General features: G+C 57.5%; 15 protein-coding genes. 4 read left to right on the top strand and 11 right to left on the bottom strand.

The genetic code is table 11. From position 1 onward, the window contains the following. Positions 1-52: 52 nt before the first annotated feature. Positions 53-655: a DNA-3-methyladenine glycosylase I gene (locus ACR0B8_RS04455; protein ID WP_170358347.1), complete on the top strand. Its 603-nt coding sequence runs from the start codon at positions 53-55 to the stop codon at positions 653-655. Positions 656-661: 6 nt separating this feature from the next. Here ACR0B8_RS04455 and ACR0B8_RS04450 read toward each other — a convergent pair whose 3' ends face one another. The 4 genes from ACR0B8_RS04450 to ACR0B8_RS04435 all read right to left on the bottom strand — a co-directional run bounded on the left by ACR0B8_RS04450 (position 662) and on the right by ACR0B8_RS04435 (position 4,985). Further along, a complete protein-coding gene (locus ACR0B8_RS04450; RefSeq protein ID WP_226688486.1) occupies positions 662-1,543 on the bottom strand; it encodes a fructose bisphosphate aldolase in 882 nt (293 codons plus the stop codon). Between the two features lie 73 nt (positions 1,544-1,616). Continuing rightward, the gene (locus ACR0B8_RS04445; RefSeq protein WP_226688487.1) at positions 1,617-2,966 is read right to left on the bottom strand and encodes a cytochrome P450; all 1,350 of its coding nucleotides are present in this window, start codon (positions 2,964-2,966) and stop codon (positions 1,617-1,619) included. Continuing rightward, positions 2,963-4,177, bottom strand: coding sequence for a hypothetical protein (locus tag ACR0B8_RS04440; protein ID WP_480657657.1), 1,215 nt, complete (start codon positions 4,175-4,177; stop codon positions 2,963-2,965). The genes ACR0B8_RS04445 and ACR0B8_RS04440 overlap by 4 nt, the downstream gene beginning before the upstream one ends. Positions 4,178-4,232: 55 nt before the next feature. Then, positions 4,233-4,985, bottom strand: coding sequence for a cytochrome c biogenesis CcdA family protein (locus ACR0B8_RS04435; RefSeq protein ID WP_170348618.1), 753 nt, complete (start codon positions 4,983-4,985; stop codon positions 4,233-4,235). A gap of 105 nt (positions 4,986-5,090) precedes the next feature. On the opposite strand from ACR0B8_RS04435, the gene ACR0B8_RS04430 reads away from it, so the two are divergent. Next, complete coding sequence (locus ACR0B8_RS04430) at positions 5,091-5,324, top strand: sulfurtransferase TusA family protein (protein WP_170348617.1); 234 nt, start codon at positions 5,091-5,093, stop codon at positions 5,322-5,324. Positions 5,325-5,379: 55 nt separating this feature from the next. On the opposite strand, the gene ACR0B8_RS04425 is transcribed toward ACR0B8_RS04430, so the two are convergent. The 7 genes from ACR0B8_RS04425 to purC all read right to left on the bottom strand — a co-directional run bounded on the left by ACR0B8_RS04425 (position 5,380) and on the right by purC (position 14,496). Beyond that, on the bottom strand, positions 5,380-8,232 hold the full coding sequence (locus tag ACR0B8_RS04425; RefSeq protein WP_480657659.1) for an Rne/Rng family ribonuclease: 2,853 nt from the start codon (positions 8,230-8,232) through the stop codon (positions 5,380-5,382). Between the two features lie 510 nt (positions 8,233-8,742). Further along, complete coding sequence (locus ACR0B8_RS04420; protein WP_170348615.1) at positions 8,743-10,077, bottom strand: sigma-54-dependent transcriptional regulator; 1,335 nt, start codon at positions 10,075-10,077, stop codon at positions 8,743-8,745. Positions 10,078-10,090: 13 nt separating this feature from the next. Then, on the bottom strand, positions 10,091-11,869 hold the full coding sequence (locus tag ACR0B8_RS04415) for a sensor histidine kinase (RefSeq protein WP_170409737.1): 1,779 nt from the start codon (positions 11,867-11,869) through the stop codon (positions 10,091-10,093). Between the two features lie 36 nt (positions 11,870-11,905). Continuing rightward, complete coding sequence (purQ, locus tag ACR0B8_RS04410) at positions 11,906-12,574, bottom strand: phosphoribosylformylglycinamidine synthase subunit PurQ (protein WP_170358336.1); 669 nt, start codon at positions 12,572-12,574, stop codon at positions 11,906-11,908. 23 nt (positions 12,575-12,597) lie between these two features. After that, the gene (gene purS, locus ACR0B8_RS04405; protein ID WP_170348612.1) at positions 12,598-12,828 is read right to left on the bottom strand and encodes a phosphoribosylformylglycinamidine synthase subunit PurS; all 231 of its coding nucleotides are present in this window, start codon (positions 12,826-12,828) and stop codon (positions 12,598-12,600) included. Positions 12,829-12,944: 116 nt separating this feature from the next. Continuing rightward, on the bottom strand, positions 12,945-13,607 hold the full coding sequence (locus tag ACR0B8_RS04400) for a MarC family protein (protein WP_170358334.1): 663 nt from the start codon (positions 13,605-13,607) through the stop codon (positions 12,945-12,947). A gap of 133 nt (positions 13,608-13,740) precedes the next feature. Beyond that, positions 13,741-14,496, bottom strand: coding sequence for a phosphoribosylaminoimidazolesuccinocarboxamide synthase (gene purC / locus ACR0B8_RS04395; RefSeq protein ID WP_170358332.1), 756 nt, complete (start codon positions 14,494-14,496; stop codon positions 13,741-13,743). A gap of 187 nt (positions 14,497-14,683) precedes the next feature. On the opposite strand from purC, the gene ACR0B8_RS04390 reads away from it, so the two are divergent. Together ACR0B8_RS04390 and bmt are read left to right on the top strand one after the other, a co-directional pair. Then, on the top strand, positions 14,684-15,001 hold the full coding sequence (locus tag ACR0B8_RS04390) for a DUF1476 domain-containing protein (protein WP_170358330.1): 318 nt from the start codon (positions 14,684-14,686) through the stop codon (positions 14,999-15,001). A gap of 122 nt (positions 15,002-15,123) precedes the next feature. Further along, a complete protein-coding gene (bmt, locus tag ACR0B8_RS04385) occupies positions 15,124-16,140 on the top strand; it encodes a betaine--homocysteine S-methyltransferase (protein WP_170358328.1) in 1,017 nt (338 codons plus the stop codon).

Below are 16,140 nucleotides of genomic sequence, written 5' to 3'. Positions count from 1 at the left end.
CACCCTGTTTCCTTTGCATGTACCCTGATCCGGAACAAAAGGGGTACATCATATGAGCAAGACTGTAACCGGACCCGATGGACAACCGCGCTGCGCTTGGTGCCAAGCCGCCCCTGAGTTCTTTGAGTATCACGATCAAGAATGGGGCTATCCGGTCGCGGACGATCAGCGATTGTTCGAAAAGCTGTGCCTTGAAAGCTTTCAGTCCGGACTTAGTTGGCGAACAATTCTGAACAAGCGCGAGAATTTTCGCAAAGCGTTTAATCAATTCGATTTTAACGCTGTAGCTGCATTTACTAATGCAGACATCGAGCGTCTCTTACAGAACGAAGGCATCATACGTCATCGCGGCAAGATCGAGGCCGTGATCAACAATGCCCGCTGCGCGCAGGACCTTATCGTGGCCGAGGGGTCTCTGGCCGCTTATGTGTGGCGATACGAGGCCGACAACCCGCCTGCGCCGCAAACTGCGTCAACCTCGGCCGAGTCCATTGCAATGTCGAAGGATTTGAAAAAGCGGGGTTGGAAGTTTGTTGGGCCAACCACGGTATTTGCTTTCATGCAGGCCATGGGGTTGGTCAACGACCACGCAATCGGCTGTACCATGCGTGAAAAAGCGGCGCAGATGCGCCGCGAATTCATCAAGCCGGAATAGCGCCTCTTAGACTGAGGCGCGGAAGATCTTGTCGATATTGCCGCCCAGAGCCGTATTGAACTCAGCATCTGATTGCTGTTTGGACAGCCCTTCGGTCAACGCGCGCGAAAACGACGCAATCATCTTGCCGTTCTGGTTCAGCAGATCACAGGCTTGCTCGGTCGAATAACCACCAGACAAGGCCACTACGCGGACAACACGAGGGTGGTCGGCCAGTTCGTCGAACAGGTTGGCATTGGTGGGGATGGTCAGTTTCAACATGATGTCCTGCCCCTCGTCCAGTTGATCGAGGTTCTTCAGGATTTCGGCCTTCAGAATATCCTCGGCCTCGGCCTTGGTGGCGGAATTGATGTTCACTTCGGGCTCGACAATCGGAACCATGCCTGCGGCAACAACCACGCGCGCGACGTCAAATTGCTGGGCAACTACGGCGGCAATTCCTTCGGCGTTGGCTTCATGGATCACCGAGCGTTCCTTGGTGCCGAACACGCCATCCACCTTGGCCAGTGTTTCCGTCAGGCCAGGAATCGGTTTCATCATCTGTACACCGTTGGCCTGATCTTCCAGACCCTTGTCGATCTTCAGGAACGGCACGATACCTTTCTGCGACCACAGGTAATCGGCGACTTTGCGGCCATCGATTTCCTCGCCCAGCGTGCGTTCGAACAGGATCGCGCCGATCACTTTGTCCTTGGTAAAGTCGTCAGCCAGAATAATGCGGGCGCGCATCTTCTGGATTTCACCGAACATTTCCTCGTCCGAGCTATAGTCCGAGGCCTCAACCCCATAAAGAGCCAGCGCCTTGGGCGTCGACCCGCCGCTTTGATCCAGGGCCGCAATGAAACCCGCGCCGTTGGACATCTGCTCGCGCTGTTCTGCTTTGGACATAAGACTTTCCCGTTTAACAATGATTCCGCATTTTGCACTCGCATACAGCAAGGCGGCGGGCGATGGTAGCGTGTTAGCGCTCAACCACGCGCAGCCAGATGCCATCTTTGGACCGTACCGTCAGATGCGCCACTGGCACTGGTGTGCGATCTTCAACCAGTTCGAACCGGAAATTTCGCAACAACATCGACAACAGCAATGGCCCTTCGACCATGGCGAACCCGGCCCCGGTACACACGCGGGGACCGGCGGAAAACGGGATATATGCGTAGCGCTGGCAGGTTTTACCGTTTTCGGTAGACCATCGAGTAGGATCGAAATCATCGGGTCGATCCCACAAACGCTCTTGCCGATGCAGGTGCCAGGGGCTGATAACGATCTGCGCGCCCTTGGGAATGTCCCGCCCCCGGAATTGTTCAGGGCACGTCGCCTCGCGCACCATCATCGGTACCGGAGGGTACAGGCGCAGCGCCTCGCGAAATACATCGCGGCTGAGCTTCAATCTGGACACTGCGCTAAAGCTGGGATCATTCAGAATATCCGCCTCAGCGCTTAGTTTTTCCTGCCATTCGGGGTAAAGCGCCATCAAATACAGCGTCCAGGCCAGCGCTGATGCACTGGTTTCATGCCCAGCCAGGAAAAAGATGGCGACCTGATCCACCATCTCCTGCGTGTCGAAACAATGACCGGTTTTCGGATCAGGTGTGGTCATGATCTTGGTTGCCAAGTCGTCCGGCGCTTGACCCGTGGCGATCAGATCGGCACGCTCTGCTATTAGACCCGAAATCAAAGCCCGGATATCCTGCGCGTTTCTGCGTGTATTGCGCGCATGCAACCGGGGCACCCACTTCGGTACCGGAATAAAGGCCGCCAGGTTCAACAAAGGCTGTTGCCGCTGATAGGCTCGGAACTTTTCGAACACCTGCGCGGCTACTTCATGTTCAATCGGAACTGAGAAGAGCGTTCGGAAAATCACGTCCGCCGCGGCGTGGCTGGTAACCTCCTCGCATTCAATCACCTGCCCCGCTTGCCCTTTCAACCGCGTGACACAGGCTTGCACGGCTTCCAGCATGGCTGGGAATGTGTCTTTCAACCGCCCGCCTTCAAAGGCCGGGTCGATGATGCGGCGCTGCCGTTTCCAGGTCTCACCATTGGTCAGAAAGACCGAGTCACCCAATAGCGGGCGCAACCCCTCGCTTATGCGACCAGATTTCGGGAAATCGTCGGGGCGCTGCTTAAGGACGGTTTCCACAAGCTCGGGCTGGTTGATCATGTAGGACCGAAAGAACGGCGTTCGGAACTCGGCCATCCAGGCCCGGTACAGGCGCTGTGGCTGGGCCGATAACAGGTCCTTGCGGAACAGTTTCAGATAGCGCCACAGAGAGACCTTATCCGGGCGGGATGTTGGTTTGGGCGGCTTCACGGAAGAACCGACCTGTATTTCGAAACCGGCTGGTCGATACGCGATTTTGACGGATCACGGCCTTGAAACCTTTGCGCCAATGAAAGCGGCCCTGCGGTAACGCGGAAATAGTCATAATCGCCAGGGCGATCAAACGCGCAGAGATACTGAAAATGCAGCCGGAAAAACCGCCAGCGCAGCTCGTGCCAGCGTTCTGGCGACAGAGTCTGTGTAAAGGCCGCGGACAGCACCAGCGGCCAACGTTTTTGATCGGGGGCAACGCCACTGACGCCCACTGGGTCACATAGAGCAAAGGCACACCCGTCCCCCGGGGCGGACACGTCAACCCAGGTGAGTTCACTTCGGGTCGACAGAAATTGCAGATCGGTGCGCAAATCCCTGGCGCTTGGCAGGAATGAGACCATAGGCACCACCTGCCCAAGGCTTAGAAAGGACAGGATCGGGCCGTCACTGGGAAGGTTTTGCGAACGGATCAGATCAGCCAGCACCATCACACCAAGATGCGCCCCCGATGAATGGCCAACGACCAGAACCTCATCCACATCCGTCTCAAGTGCGCATTGAATATGTTCGGCAAAGTCGGCCAGACGTGAGCGTAACTCGGCTGGGGTGGCGCCATTCAACGCGGCCGAATAGGCATAGTCGTGCATCAGGTAATACGCAAACAAGCGATTATCGATCTTGCGAAACCAATGCAGCAAGCCATAAGCGGCCGCTATTGCCGGCACCATGGCCAACCACCCAGCAACAGGCCATAGCAACGCCGCAAATATCCACAGCACGCCTAGCGACAGGGCCAATTGCGCAATCAGCATGCCGACAGGATACAACGCTGCAATCACTGGCCCTTTGCGCAAGCGCATAAGGCGCCACAATGCCCCTGACTCAATGTAAATCCAGGCCGTGCGCACAAGCTGCAAGTAGGCCGCGGGGATCGAATTCGACATGCTGTCGCGCACGATGTCCGACCAGACCAAGACCTCAATATCTGCCTCGACGTCGACGCCATCCTGGTGCGAGCGGACATGCCAGCCGTACGGACCGTCACCTGATTTGGGCGCCAGTGAGATCTCGTAGCCTGAGATTTTCGCCTGCGTCCGACCTTCTTTTCGGTACAGCTCTCGGTATCGCCGAGGGTGAATCGGATCGTAGCCGGGTATGTAGAAAACCCGACGCCGTCTTACTTGAGGCTGATTTGTGTGACTGCTCATGGCCTTACCTTCTGCGGCGCAGGTTAACGCAGCCTTGCCGCCAAGGTAAGTCAGATCATCCGAAATTGGCGAGTGCGGGGAAGGTTTCCAACAGCCACCAGCTGAACTCGGTGAACAGGCCAGTGATCAGCATGATGCCGACGAACAGCAGCAGACCCCCCATGACCTTTTCAATCGTTCCCATGTAAGGCTTGATCCGGTTCATCACTGACATCGACCGGTTTAGGAACATCGCGGCCAGTAGGAACGGAATACCCAGACCTGCCGCATAAACACCCAGCAACAACGTACCCCGCGCCACCGAGGACTCGGACGCCGCCAGCGACAGGATCGCACCCAGTTGCGGTCCGATGCACGGAGTCCAGCCGAACGCAAAGGCCAGACCCAGGATATAGGCACCAAAAACCGAGCCACCGGAATCTCCGGTTTCGATCCGCGCCTCACGATCCAGGAAAGGAATGCGGAAAACATTCAGGAAATGCAGACCAAAGACAATCACCACTGCACCGGAGAGTTTGGCGAAAAGCACCTGGTTCTGCAGCACGAATACCCCAAAGGCCGATGCTGTGAACCCCAATAACAAGAACACCGTGGACAGACCCAGCACAAAGAACAGCGCCGACATCGTCGCCTTACGCCGCGCACGCGCCTCATCCTGCATCTCGTTGATGGTCACACCGCTCATATACGCCAGATAAGGTGGCACGATGGGCAGAACGCAAGGCGACAAGAAGCTGATCAGCCCGCCCAGCATCGCGATGAACATGGCGGGCAGCAGGCCCGCGTCTATGATATCAATTCCGAACATAAATCAGCACATATGGTATCAACCCCGCCACGTCACGGGGCCATTCGGTCACATCCCCGTGCTTGGACGCTGGACACTGCGTCAACTTGGAAATATCTGCACATTATGTCTAGCCCCACTGAAACATTGGATGCGCTGGGTCTTTTGTGCCCTTTGCCCGTCCTGAAAGCCAGAAAACGCCTTAAATCTATGCCCTCGGGGGCAATTTTGCGCGTGTTGGCCGATGATCCTGCCGCCATCATCGATGTTCCGCATTTCTGCACCGAAAGTGGGCACCAGCTGGTGTCACAAGAGGATGCGGACGGACATCAGATCTACCTGATACAAAAATCAGGCTGAGGTGGAAACACGTCTGGTTCAAGAAAAAGGCGGGCTCAAAGCCCGCCTTTCTTATTTATTGCCCCAAGGACCACCACCCGCGCCGTTTCGGCTTGGGCGGTTCGCTGGGTTGCTCAGGCTCTTCGGCCACAACTTCCAGAACAGGCTCAGGCGTTTCTGCAACCGGCTCTTCCAGCGCTACTTCGACTTCAGCGGTCTGGACAGTCTCGGCAACCTCTTCCACAGCTTCTTCAGCTTCGACAGCTACTTCGGTAATCACTTCTGTCTCGGTTACCTCATTCGCTGTCGGCGCATCGGGTTCCGCTGAAACCGGTTCGGTCACCACCTCAGCAGCTTCGGGCTGTTCAACGGCTTGTTCCGGCGCAGGTTCTTCTGCAGTGGTTTCCTCGGCCTGCTTAGCGACTGCTTCCTCAGCTTTATCAGCGGGTGTTTCGTCAGTTGCTTCAACCGTTTCCGCGTCCTTCTTACGACGGCGCGGCGCACGGCGGCGCTTCGGTTTTTCAGCCTTTTCTTCCGCAGCAGGTTCTTCGGGTTGAGCCTCAGCAGATGCTTCATCCGTAGCTTCGGCTGCGGTCTCACCGTCCTCTGCACCAGTTTCAGGTGTATCCCCCGAGCCGTTGCTTTTCTTACGACGACGGCGGCGACGTTTGCGCTTGGGCTTAGTCTCTTCTTCGGCCTGAACCGCCGTTTCTTCTTCGACGGCTTCGTCCTCGTCCGCATCCACCAGATCCATCAGCGTTGCGTCCACGGATACAACCGGCGCTGTCGCCTCAGGCACGATACGGCTGGCGGTCTTAAACTTCTCCATCGAGAAATCGGGACTGACCAGATGCACGTCGCCTTCGATGCGAACTGACAAGCCATAACGTGCTTCGATCTGCGCAATATGTTCCCGCTTTTGGTTCATCAGGAAGTTAGAGATACTGACCGGGCAGCGCACCAGAACCTCGCGCGAGCGGCGGCGAGTGCCCTCCTCTTCGATCTGACGCAGGATGGTCAGCGCCATGTTGTCATCCGACCGGATCAACCCGGTGCCATGACAGGATGGGCACGGCTGTGTTGTCGCCTCCAGCATGCCAGGGCGCAGACGCTGTCGGCTCATCTCCATCAGGCCAAAGCCGGATATCCGACCCACCTGAATACGCGCGCGGTCTGTCTTGAGCTTGTCTTTCAGACGCTTTTCAACGGCCGAGTTGTTCTTACGCTCGTCCATGTCGATAAAGTCGATGACAATCAGACCTGCAAGATCGCGCAACCGAAGTTGCCGCGCCACTTCTTCAGCGGCCTCAAGATTGGTCTTAAGCGCGGTTTCCTCGATCGAACCTTCCTTGGTCGCCCGACCCGAGTTCACGTCAATCGCCACCAGCGCTTCGGTCACGCCGATCACAATATAACCGCCGGATTTCAACTGTACCGTCGGATTGAACATGCCGGTCAGATAGCTTTCGACCTGATAGCGTGCGAACAGCGGCAGGGCGTCTTCATACCGTTTCACGTTCTTCGCGTGGGACGGCATGATCATTTTCATGAAGTCCTTGGCGATGCGGTAACCGCCTTCACCCTCGACCAGAACCTCATCAATCTCACGATTATAGAGATCGCGGATCGACCGTTTGATCAGGTCGCCCTCTTCATAAATCTTGGCGGGCGCGATGGACTTCAGCGTCAGCTCGCGGATCTGCTCCCACATGCGCTGCAGATACTCATAGTCGCGTTTGATTTCGGACTTGGTGCGCTTGGCCCCCGCAGTCCGAATGATCAGGCCCGCACCAGTCGGCACGTCAATTTCAGCCGCGATTTCCTTTAGTTTCTTACGATCCGGGGCATTGGTGATCTTGCGGCTGATGCCACCGCCACGCGCGGTGTTGGGCATCAGAACGCAATAGCGACCCGCCAGCGACAGGTATGTGGTCAACGCGGCGCCCTTGTTGCCACGCTCTTCCTTGACGACTTGTACCAGCAGAACCTGGCGTACCTTGATCACTTCTTGAATCTTATAGCGACGCGGACGCGGCTTGCGCGGCGGACGGATGTCCTCGCTGTCGTCCTCATCAGCAACTGACTCAATGCTGTCATCTTTAGCCGATGCATCTGAACGAGGTTTTTCTTCGGCCTCGTCTTCGTCTTCGGCGTCGGTTTTGGTGGCTTCCGCAGCAGGCGCGTCGTCTGCGTTGTCGTCCGCAGCGCTTTCGGCTTCAGCTTCCCCTTCGGGAGAGGCATCTTTCGCCTCTACGTCTGCAGTTTCTTCTACAGGCACCGCAGATTCCTCTTCCGTGGCGGCTTCCTCAGCCTCGGCAGCAGGCTCCTCCGCGGTCGCAGGCTCTTCTGCCTCAGCGGCAGGTGCCTCAACTTCATCCGAGGCTTCTGCGTCATCGCTGGGTTCCTCAACCGGCGTCTCAGCGACATGATCCATCGGAGAGGTGCCTTCTGGAACAGACAGATCAGCCCCTTCTTCGCCCTCATCCAGATCAATCGTTTCCATGCCTGTTGGCTCAGACGAAACCTCGATGGATTCGACTGCGTCGTCAGATTTCACATCCGCCGCCTTGGTCCGCGACCGGGACCGGCGCTTTTTAGGCTTGGCTTCTTCCGCCTCGTCCCGCGCCTTCATCGCCTCGGCATAGGCGCGCTCTTCTTCCATCAGCGCTTCGCGGTCGGCGACCGGAATCTGATAGTAATCCGGGTGGATTTCCGAGAACGCGAGGAACCCATGCCGGTTCCCGCCGTAATCCACAAAGGCCGCCTGAAGGGACGGTTCTACTCGCGTAACTTTTGCTAGATAGATATTGCCAGCAAGCTGACGTTTGTTTTCGGACTCAAAATCGAACTCCTCGACCTTGTTTCCGTCGACCACCACAACGCGGGTTTCCTCCGCGTGGGTGGCATCGATAAGCATTTTCTTAGCCATTTGTCCTTGGTGCACCGCGCCAAACGCGTTGTCCTGTCCCGTCCGGGAGGACAGGCGCTTTTGGGGTGGTGTCTTGTCAGGGCGATATCGGACGGCGCGCGGCAGGGTCTGGCGCTGTGGCCCCCTGCCCGTACACTCGATCGTTGCGCGCGCGTCATCGCGGTTCTTCTCCGACAGGCGCGGAATGCCGCGTCCTGCCCATTTTTTCCTTTCGCCCGCTCAGGCGGGCTCAGGCGTTCAACTGCCCGGTTAAGGGCATAATCGGTCTGCTTTGCCTCGTGGGGATCATCACCATCCGCGGCAGAGCAGCGAAACTCAAAGCTTGGGGTTTAAGAGCGCAAAAAGGCCCGGCCCGTTCCGCCACCATAAAGGTAGTCCTGTGGAAAAGACAATGGGCAAACTGCACGGTTCACTCCGAACACCGGCCAGGATCGCTTCATCTGGCCAAAAATACCTGGGGGAGTGAATTGGTCCAAAGGGCCAAGAGAGGGGTTGACCCCTCTCTGGTGTTTACAGGTAATCCGAACGCTGCAGGCTGTATTTGGCCATTTTCTCGTTCAACGTCCGTCGCGGCAGGCATAGCTCTTCCATCACGGACGCAATCGAGCCCTTGTGACGGCGCATCGTGTTGTCGATCAGCATCCGTTCGAACGCCTCGACATATTCCTTCAGCGGCTTGCCCTCAGTCGTCATAACCGGCTGCATTTCTTCGTGATCCGACATCAGCAACGAGGCAATCGTCCCGGAGCCCCGGCGAGATTGCAGCACGGCGCGTTCGGCGATGTTGATCAACTGGCGCACATTGCCTGGCCACGGGGCCTGCAGCAACTGCGCGGCCTCCTGCGCGCTGACCTGCGGTGCGTCACAGCCATATTCTTCAGCAAATTGCTCACTCAAGCGCGTGAACAGCGTCAGGATATCTTCTCCGCGCTGGCGCAAGGGCGGCATGGTGATCCGAAGCGCGGCCAGGCGATAAAACAGGTCCGGGCGCAGGACATCTTCGCTGGTCTTACCCGCCTCCTGCAGGTTCGAAATCGCAACGATCCGCGTCTCGGCCGGTGTACCCTGATCATTCATGACGCTCAGCAGTCGGGCCTGAAGCGTGTCACTGAGGGCTTCGACATCTTCCAGCACCAACGTCCCACCGCGCGCCTCTTCAATCGCGGGCAGTTGCGCGTCTTCGGGCATCATCGGACCGAACAGACGTTTCGACAGCGCCTCTTCTTCCAGCGCTGCGCACGAAACCAGAACGAATTTCTTGCCCGCCCGGCTGCCAACAGCATGCAGAGCATGCGCAACCAGGGTTTTACCCGTGCCGGTCTCACCGTCGATCAGAACATGGCCGTCCGCCTGCCCCAAATCCAGGATATCCTCTCGCAAGCGCTCCATCACCGGGCTGGCCCCGATCAGTTTGTTCATGATCTGAGTGCCGCCGGACAGCTCGCGCCGCAAGGCCCGGTTGTCCAATGTCAGACGGCGTGCATTGCTGGCGCGTTTTGCCAGTTCTGACATGCGGTCCGGGTTGAAAGGCTTTTCAAGAAAGTCGAACGCGCCCACGCGCATCGCCTCAACCGCCATCGGAACATCGCCGTGACCGGTGATCATGATGACCGGTAAGGTGCTATCAGCCCCCATCAGCTTTTTCAGCAATTGAATGCCATCCATTCCCGGCATCTTGATGTCCGAGATGACAATGCCCGGATAATCCGGTCCCAGTACCTTCAGCGCGTCCTCGGCGCTCGAGAACGTTTCAGTGTCATATCCCGACAGTGCCAGCCATTGGCTGATCGACTGGCGCATGTCCTGTTCGTCATCCACAATGGCGATTTTCATGGCCTGTGCCATAGTCATTCCTTTGTTATTCAGCGGCCTCCAGGCCGTCGCTTCCTAGTATCGGCAATTGCATCTCAAACACCGCGCCGCCGTGCTGGCCGTTGCGCGCAGTCAACCGTCCCCCATGGTCGTTCACGATACCCGACGAGATGGCAAGCCCCAACCCGACCCCATCGCCGGGCTGCTTGGTGGTGTAGAAGGGCTCGAACAGATTCTCGATATTCTTGATCCCGTGACCATTGTCGCGGACGGTCAGCACCGCCATGTCACCAGCTGCCAGGATGATTTCAACATCCGGCTCTGATACAGATTTGGTGGCGTCCAGCGCATTGCGCAAGAGGTTCACCATCACTTGTTCGATCCGCATCCGGTCCCCCATCACTATAACGGGTTCTTCGGGCAGGATCTGCGTTATTTTAACGTGTCGCTGCCGCAGCTGCGGTTCCATCATTGACAGGCTGGAAGCCAGCGCTTCGCCAAGATTTACTGGTGAAAACGCATCCGCGCCCTTGCGCGCATAGGATTTAAGCTGTCGGGTGATCGCCCCCATCCGTTCGATCAAGCCGTCGATGCGACCAAAGCTGGCCAACGCCTCTTCGGGGCGGTTTCTGCGCAGCAACAGACGCGCGCCTGCCAGATAAGTTTTCATTGCAGCCAGCGGTTGATTCAGCTCGTGGCTGACAGCGGCCGACATCTCACCCAAGGCCGCAAGTTTCGAACTCTGCGCCAGCGTTTGCTCGGCAACTTCCAGTGTCTTTTCAACCCGTTCACGTTCAGCAATTTCCCGCTGTAGCCGCATGTTCAATGCGCGAAGCTCTGCCGACTCGCGCTGGAACAACGCCATCCGCAGCGTCGCCCGGCGGCTCAGCGCGTAAAAGGCCAGCGCCAGCAGAATAGCGAATCCCATGATTTCGAGCGCCAGAACGCTGTTCACCTTTTCCCGGATCGACGCATAGGTGGTGAATGACGTCATTTGCCAACCGCGGAATGGAATGCGCGTCTCCATGCGCATCACGGCCTCACCCTGCAGGTAGGCATCAGGCGGCAAGGCGGTCCAATCGGTCGTTGCCCGGATTGCGCGCTGGATGGCCCCTTCGGGCGGCTGACGCAGCATCGCCTCGCCTTCTTGCACGCCGCGCCACTGTGGTTCGGTCGACAAGATGATCGTGCCGGTACTATCCGCCACCATCACCGCGTCCGAAATCCCTGCCCAGGCCAGTTCGAATTTGTGCAAATCGACCTCAACCACGATGACGCCAAGGATTTCGGCGTTGGCTTCCATACGACGCGAATAGACAAAGCTATAGCCGCCGGATTCCTTCGGGATTACCGTAAAGATCGTGGCGTTTGAGCGTACAGCATCAATGAAATAAGGCAAACTCCTGTGTGCCTCCCCCAAACGGTTGCGATCGGTGGAGGCGACCGAACGCCCATCCCCATCCAACAGCATCAGCGAGGCTGCTCCAATTTCTTCCACAAATGAGATCAGTCGCTGGGTCGACAGAGAATAATCGCTGGATTGAAGCGCTGAGATCAGCGTGGGATCCCGCGAAAGCAGCTGCGGCACAATCGCATTTCTGCGTAGTTCGCTCAGCAGGTTGCCGGAATACAGGGCTAGACGCAACTCGGCGCGGTTGCGGGTGGACTCAGTAAATCTGTCCGTTAGCAGCCGGTTTGTGACCCAAATTGTCGCTACAGCGACCACCAGCAGTGTAATGACAGCCAATCGCAGGCGCCACCCAAGGGGCGCGCCGCGAAAAGGTTTTGTCAGAATGGACCAGCCAGAGCGAACATCAGAACTCATCCCGGGAAATTACGCGGGCTTGATCGCAACCTCAAGTCACGCAGGTGCGAGGACCCCCGACAATGCGCGGAACAATGCCGTTCCGTCAGTGCCGCCGTGACCTTCATCCGCCGCCCGTTCAGGATGCGGCATCATCCCCAACACCCGGCGGTTTTCCGACAGGATACCAGCAATATCACCGACCGAGCCGTTTGGATTCTCGGTATAGGTGAATGCAATCCGATCCTGATCCCGTAACGCAGCCAGAGTGGTGTCATCCGCGAAATAATTGCCGTCATGGTGTGCAATCGGAATACCGATCACATCACCGGCGTTGTAACCTTGGGTAAAGGCGCTGTCGCTGGTTTCCACCTTCAGACCGACAGTTTTGCAGATGTATTTCAGACCCGCATTGCGCAGCAATGCACCCGGTAGAACGCCGGTTTCTGTCAGAATCTGGAAGCCATTACAGACACCCACGGCATAACCACCACGGTTGGTATGTTCGACGACCGCCTTGCAGATCGGCGATTGCGCGGCAATCGCGCCGCAACGCAGGTAGTCACCATAGGAAAACCCGCCGGGAACGCCCACGATGTCGATGCCCGCGGGCAGCGCGGCATCCTTGTGCCAGACCATGTCGACCTGAAACCCCGCCTGTTCAAAAGCGACGGCAAGGTCCCGGTCACAGTTGGACCCAGGGAATACAATAACAGCAGCGCGCATGGCGGGGCCTCCGGAGTAAAGGGTCAGACCAGTTCGATTTCGTAGCGTTCGATGACCGTGTTGGCCAACAGCTTTTCGCACATCTCGGTGATGTCGGCCTCGGTCGCGCCTGCAGCCAGCTCAAGGTCGATCACCTTGCCTTGACGCACGCCTTCGACCTGGTCGAAGCCCATAGCGCCCAATGCGTGCCGCACTGCTTCACCCTGCGGGTCAAGGACCCCATTCTTGAGCATCACATGCACCCGTGCTTTCATTCCTGCAACTCCAGCTAAGGGCCATGGTTCCGGGCCCGTTCCGTTGCGCGGGGGATAACGCGACAAACCGCGTTCGACAACCCTTGTCCGCACACAGTTTGCCGCAGGTGTGACGCTCAGCCACTGCCGGTTAATCCGGGGTAACGCGCATCAATGGCGTTAAACGTTCCAGTCAGCACCATTTCAACAGCCACGGCCACAAGAATGATTGCCATAACGCGGGTGATCACGTTAATCATTGTCGGCCCGAAAAACCGTGAGATCGGGTCGGCGAACAGCAGCCCCAGCCCCACAATGGCGCAGGCGATCAGTACGGCGGAGCCTAGTGTCACGATCTCGGCCCCATCCGACAGCGTATGAGCAAACACGATGGTCGTGGCAATCGTGCCGGGTCCGATGGTCAGGGGTATTGCCAACGGTACGACGGCAATGTTGCTTTTCTTCTTTTCGCCCTCTGCAACCGCCCTTTGATCACCTTTTGGCGGGTCAGACGCGTTCAGCATCGACATGCCGACCCCCAGAATGATCAACCCGCCGGCAATGCGGAAGGACGGGATGTCGATGCCGAAGACCGCCAGAATCTCTTCGCCAACCAATACCGCGATCAAGGCCACGACAACCACTGTTCCGGTTACGACCAGTGCCACGCGCTTGCGTTCGGGACCCGAGTAGCCTTCGGTCATACTTAGAAAGATCGGGATACCGTAAAGCGGATTGAAGATCGCCAGTAACGCCGCGAGGAATTTCAGAAAAACCGCCTGATCGAACAATTCGGCCATTTCGTGACTATCCTTGATTGCACCTGCCCCGACAATGCGAAGGTGCGGACCGTCTGTCAAACCACCAGAGCAAAAGAAAAAAGCGCCGTCTTAGAAACGGCGCTTTTGACAGAATTTACATCTGAAAACCGGCTTAGTTGATCAGCGTGGGCTTGGTCACGTTGCTTTTTGGCAGAACGCCCAGACGTCGTGCGACCTCTGAATAGGCATCAGTCAGATTGCCCAGATCGCGGCGGAACACGTCCTTGTCCAGTTTCTGTCCGGTTTCGATATCCCATAGGCGGCAGCTGTCCGGACTGATCTCGTCCGCGATAATCAGACGCTGATAGTCGCCGTCATAAACGCGGCCAATCTCAATCTTGAAATCGACCAGACGGATGCCCACGGCCAGCATCACGCCGCTCAGGAAATCATTCACGCGCAGCGCAAGGCTCAGGATATCTTCCATGTCCTGCTGGCTCGCCCAGCCAAAGGCGGCAATGTGTTCCTCGGTTACCAGAGGATCACCCAGCGCATCATCCTTATAGCAGTATTCCACGATCGGGCGCGGTAACTGCGTTCCTTCGGCAATGCCAAGACGTTTCGACATCGTACCGGCGGCATAGTTGCGCACGATCACTTCAAGCGGCACGATCTCGCAGCTGCGCACTAACTGTTCGCGCATGTTCAGGCGGCGAATAAAGTGGGTCGGTACGCCGATCTGGGTCAGGCCGTTCATGAAGAACTCGCTCAGGCGGTTGTTCAGCACGCCCTTGCCGTCGATCACGTCCTTTTTCTCGGCGTTGAACGCGGTGGCATCATCCTTGAAATATTGCACGATGGTGCCCGGCTCTGGGCCTTCATACAGAATCTTAGCTTTACCTTCGTAGATTTTCTTGCGACGCGCCATAAGCGACCCTTCCAGTCTGGTAAGAGGGAATGAGTCCCCTCACGTTGGCGTCCTCATAGTGCAAGCCCCCCTTTCCCGCAAGTTCGCACACAAGAAAGACTTTGATACAACGCAAATCCCTTGCACGCGGCGTCCTGTATGGTCATATCAACATCAACGATATGTTACTCGAAGAGGTCCCCAACCTATGACGACGTTTGACGAACGCGAATACGCATTTGAAGCCAAGTTTGCGCATGATGAAGAGATGCAGTTCAAGGCACAGGCCCGCTGCAACAAACTGCTTGGCCTATGGGCCGCGGAAAAGCTGGGCAAAACCGGTGACGAAGCGGAAGAATACGCCAAAGCCGTCGTGAAATCCGATTTTGAAGAAGCCGGTCACGAAGACGTCGTGCGCAAGGTTTCCGGCGATCTGGGTGCTTTGTCGTCTGACGATGAAATTCGCGCCAAGATGGCCGAGCTTCTGCCCGAAGCCAAGTCGCAGATTCTTAGCGAGACTGACTAAGGGCTTTTGCCCCACCTCATGATCTTCATGAGATTTATGAGTTTGCTTTGGCGTCCCGGTCATGAGACACGGGGCGCCTCTGTTATTATCAGGCCACTTGCGCCTTTTTCCGGATAACCCCAATGACAAATGCATTGACCGAACTTCTCAAGACCAAAGATGCCATTTTGGCAGACGGTGCAACTGGGACCAACCTGTTCAACATGGGTTTGCAATCGGGTGATGCGCCCGAATTGTGGAACGTGGACGCGCCGAATAAAATCCGCGCTCTATATCAAAGCTCGGTGGACGCGGGCAGTGATCTTTTCTTGACCAATACTTTCGGGGGCACGTCGGCCCGGTTAAAGCTGCATGATGCGCAAAACCGCGTGGCCGAGTTGAACCGGATCGGTGCCGAGTTGGGACGTGAGGTTGCTGACAAAGCCGGACGCCCGATCGTTGTGGCCGGATCGGTCGGCCCAACCGGCGAGATTCTGGTGCCCGTTGGCAGCCTGACCCATGCCGACGCCGTCGAAATGTTCCATGAACAGGCCGACGCGCTCAAGGCTGGTGGCGCCGATGTTGTGTGGCTGGAAACCATAAGCGCCCCTGAAGAATTCCGCGCCGCTGCCGAGGCGTTCGCTTTGGCCGATATGCCCTGGTGCGGCACCATGAGCTTTGACACCGCTGGGCGTACCATGATGGGTGTTACTTCGTCCGACCTGGCCCAACTGGTCGAAACCCTGCCCAACCCGCCGATTGCTTTCGGGGCCAACTGCGGCACCGGTGCGTCGGATATCCTACGCACCGTTCTGGGCTTTGCCGCGCAAGGCACCGAGCGGCCCGTGATCTCGAAGGGCAATGCCGGTATTCCGAAATACGTGGATGGCCACATCCACTATGACGGGACGCCCGAGTTGATGGGTGAATACGCCGCCATGGCGCGCGATGCTGGGGCCACAATCATCGGCGGTTGCTGCGGTACCATGCCCGACCACCTGCGCAAAATGCGCGAAGCGTTGGACACAAAACCGCGCGGGTCACGCCCGACCTTGGATCAGATTACGGATGCCCTGGGGCCGTTTTCCTCGGCTTCGGATGGTACCGGCGACGAAGCCAACGCGCCCGAGCGGCGCACGCGCCGCCGCCGCCGCGCCTGA

The sequence above is a fragment of the Ruegeria sp. BH6 genome, assembly GCF_056538105.1.
This window is presented reverse-complemented; position numbering and strand designations above follow the sequence as displayed.

Excerpts from the sequence above, each read along its gene's own strand:
- ACR0B8_RS04455 (WP_170358347.1), top strand. The coding sequence starts at position 53 with ATGAGCAAGACTGTAACCGGACCCGATGGACAACCGCGCTGCGCTTGG.
- ACR0B8_RS04435 (WP_170348618.1), bottom strand. The coding sequence starts at position 4,985 with ATGTTCGGAATTGATATCATAGACGCGGGCCTGCTGCCCGCCATGTTC.
- purQ (WP_170358336.1), bottom strand. The coding sequence starts at position 12,574 with ATGCGCGCTGCTGTTATTGTATTCCCTGGGTCCAACTGTGACCGGGAC.
- ACR0B8_RS04420 (WP_170348615.1), bottom strand. The coding sequence starts at position 10,077 with ATGGCACAGGCCATGAAAATCGCCATTGTGGATGACGAACAGGACATG.
- purC (WP_170358332.1), bottom strand. The coding sequence starts at position 14,496 with ATGGCGCGTCGCAAGAAAATCTACGAAGGTAAAGCTAAGATTCTGTAT.
- purS (WP_170348612.1), bottom strand. The coding sequence starts at position 12,828 with ATGAAAGCACGGGTGCATGTGATGCTCAAGAATGGGGTCCTTGACCCG.
- ACR0B8_RS04425 (WP_480657659.1), bottom strand. The coding sequence starts at position 8,232 with ATGGCTAAGAAAATGCTTATCGATGCCACCCACGCGGAGGAAACCCGC.
- ACR0B8_RS04440 (WP_480657657.1), bottom strand. The coding sequence starts at position 4,177 with ATGAGCAGTCACACAAATCAGCCTCAAGTAAGACGGCGTCGGGTTTTC.
- bmt (WP_170358328.1), top strand. The coding sequence starts at position 15,124 with ATGACAAATGCATTGACCGAACTTCTCAAGACCAAAGATGCCATTTTG.
- ACR0B8_RS04430 (WP_170348617.1), top strand. The coding sequence starts at position 5,091 with ATGTCTAGCCCCACTGAAACATTGGATGCGCTGGGTCTTTTGTGCCCT.
- ACR0B8_RS04450 (WP_226688486.1), bottom strand. The coding sequence starts at position 1,543 with ATGTCCAAAGCAGAACAGCGCGAGCAGATGTCCAACGGCGCGGGTTTC.
- ACR0B8_RS04400 (WP_170358334.1), bottom strand. The coding sequence starts at position 13,607 with ATGGCCGAATTGTTCGATCAGGCGGTTTTTCTGAAATTCCTCGCGGCG.
- ACR0B8_RS04390 (WP_170358330.1), top strand. The coding sequence starts at position 14,684 with ATGACGACGTTTGACGAACGCGAATACGCATTTGAAGCCAAGTTTGCG.
- ACR0B8_RS04415 (WP_170409737.1), bottom strand. The coding sequence starts at position 11,869 with ATGAGTTCTGATGTTCGCTCTGGCTGGTCCATTCTGACAAAACCTTTT.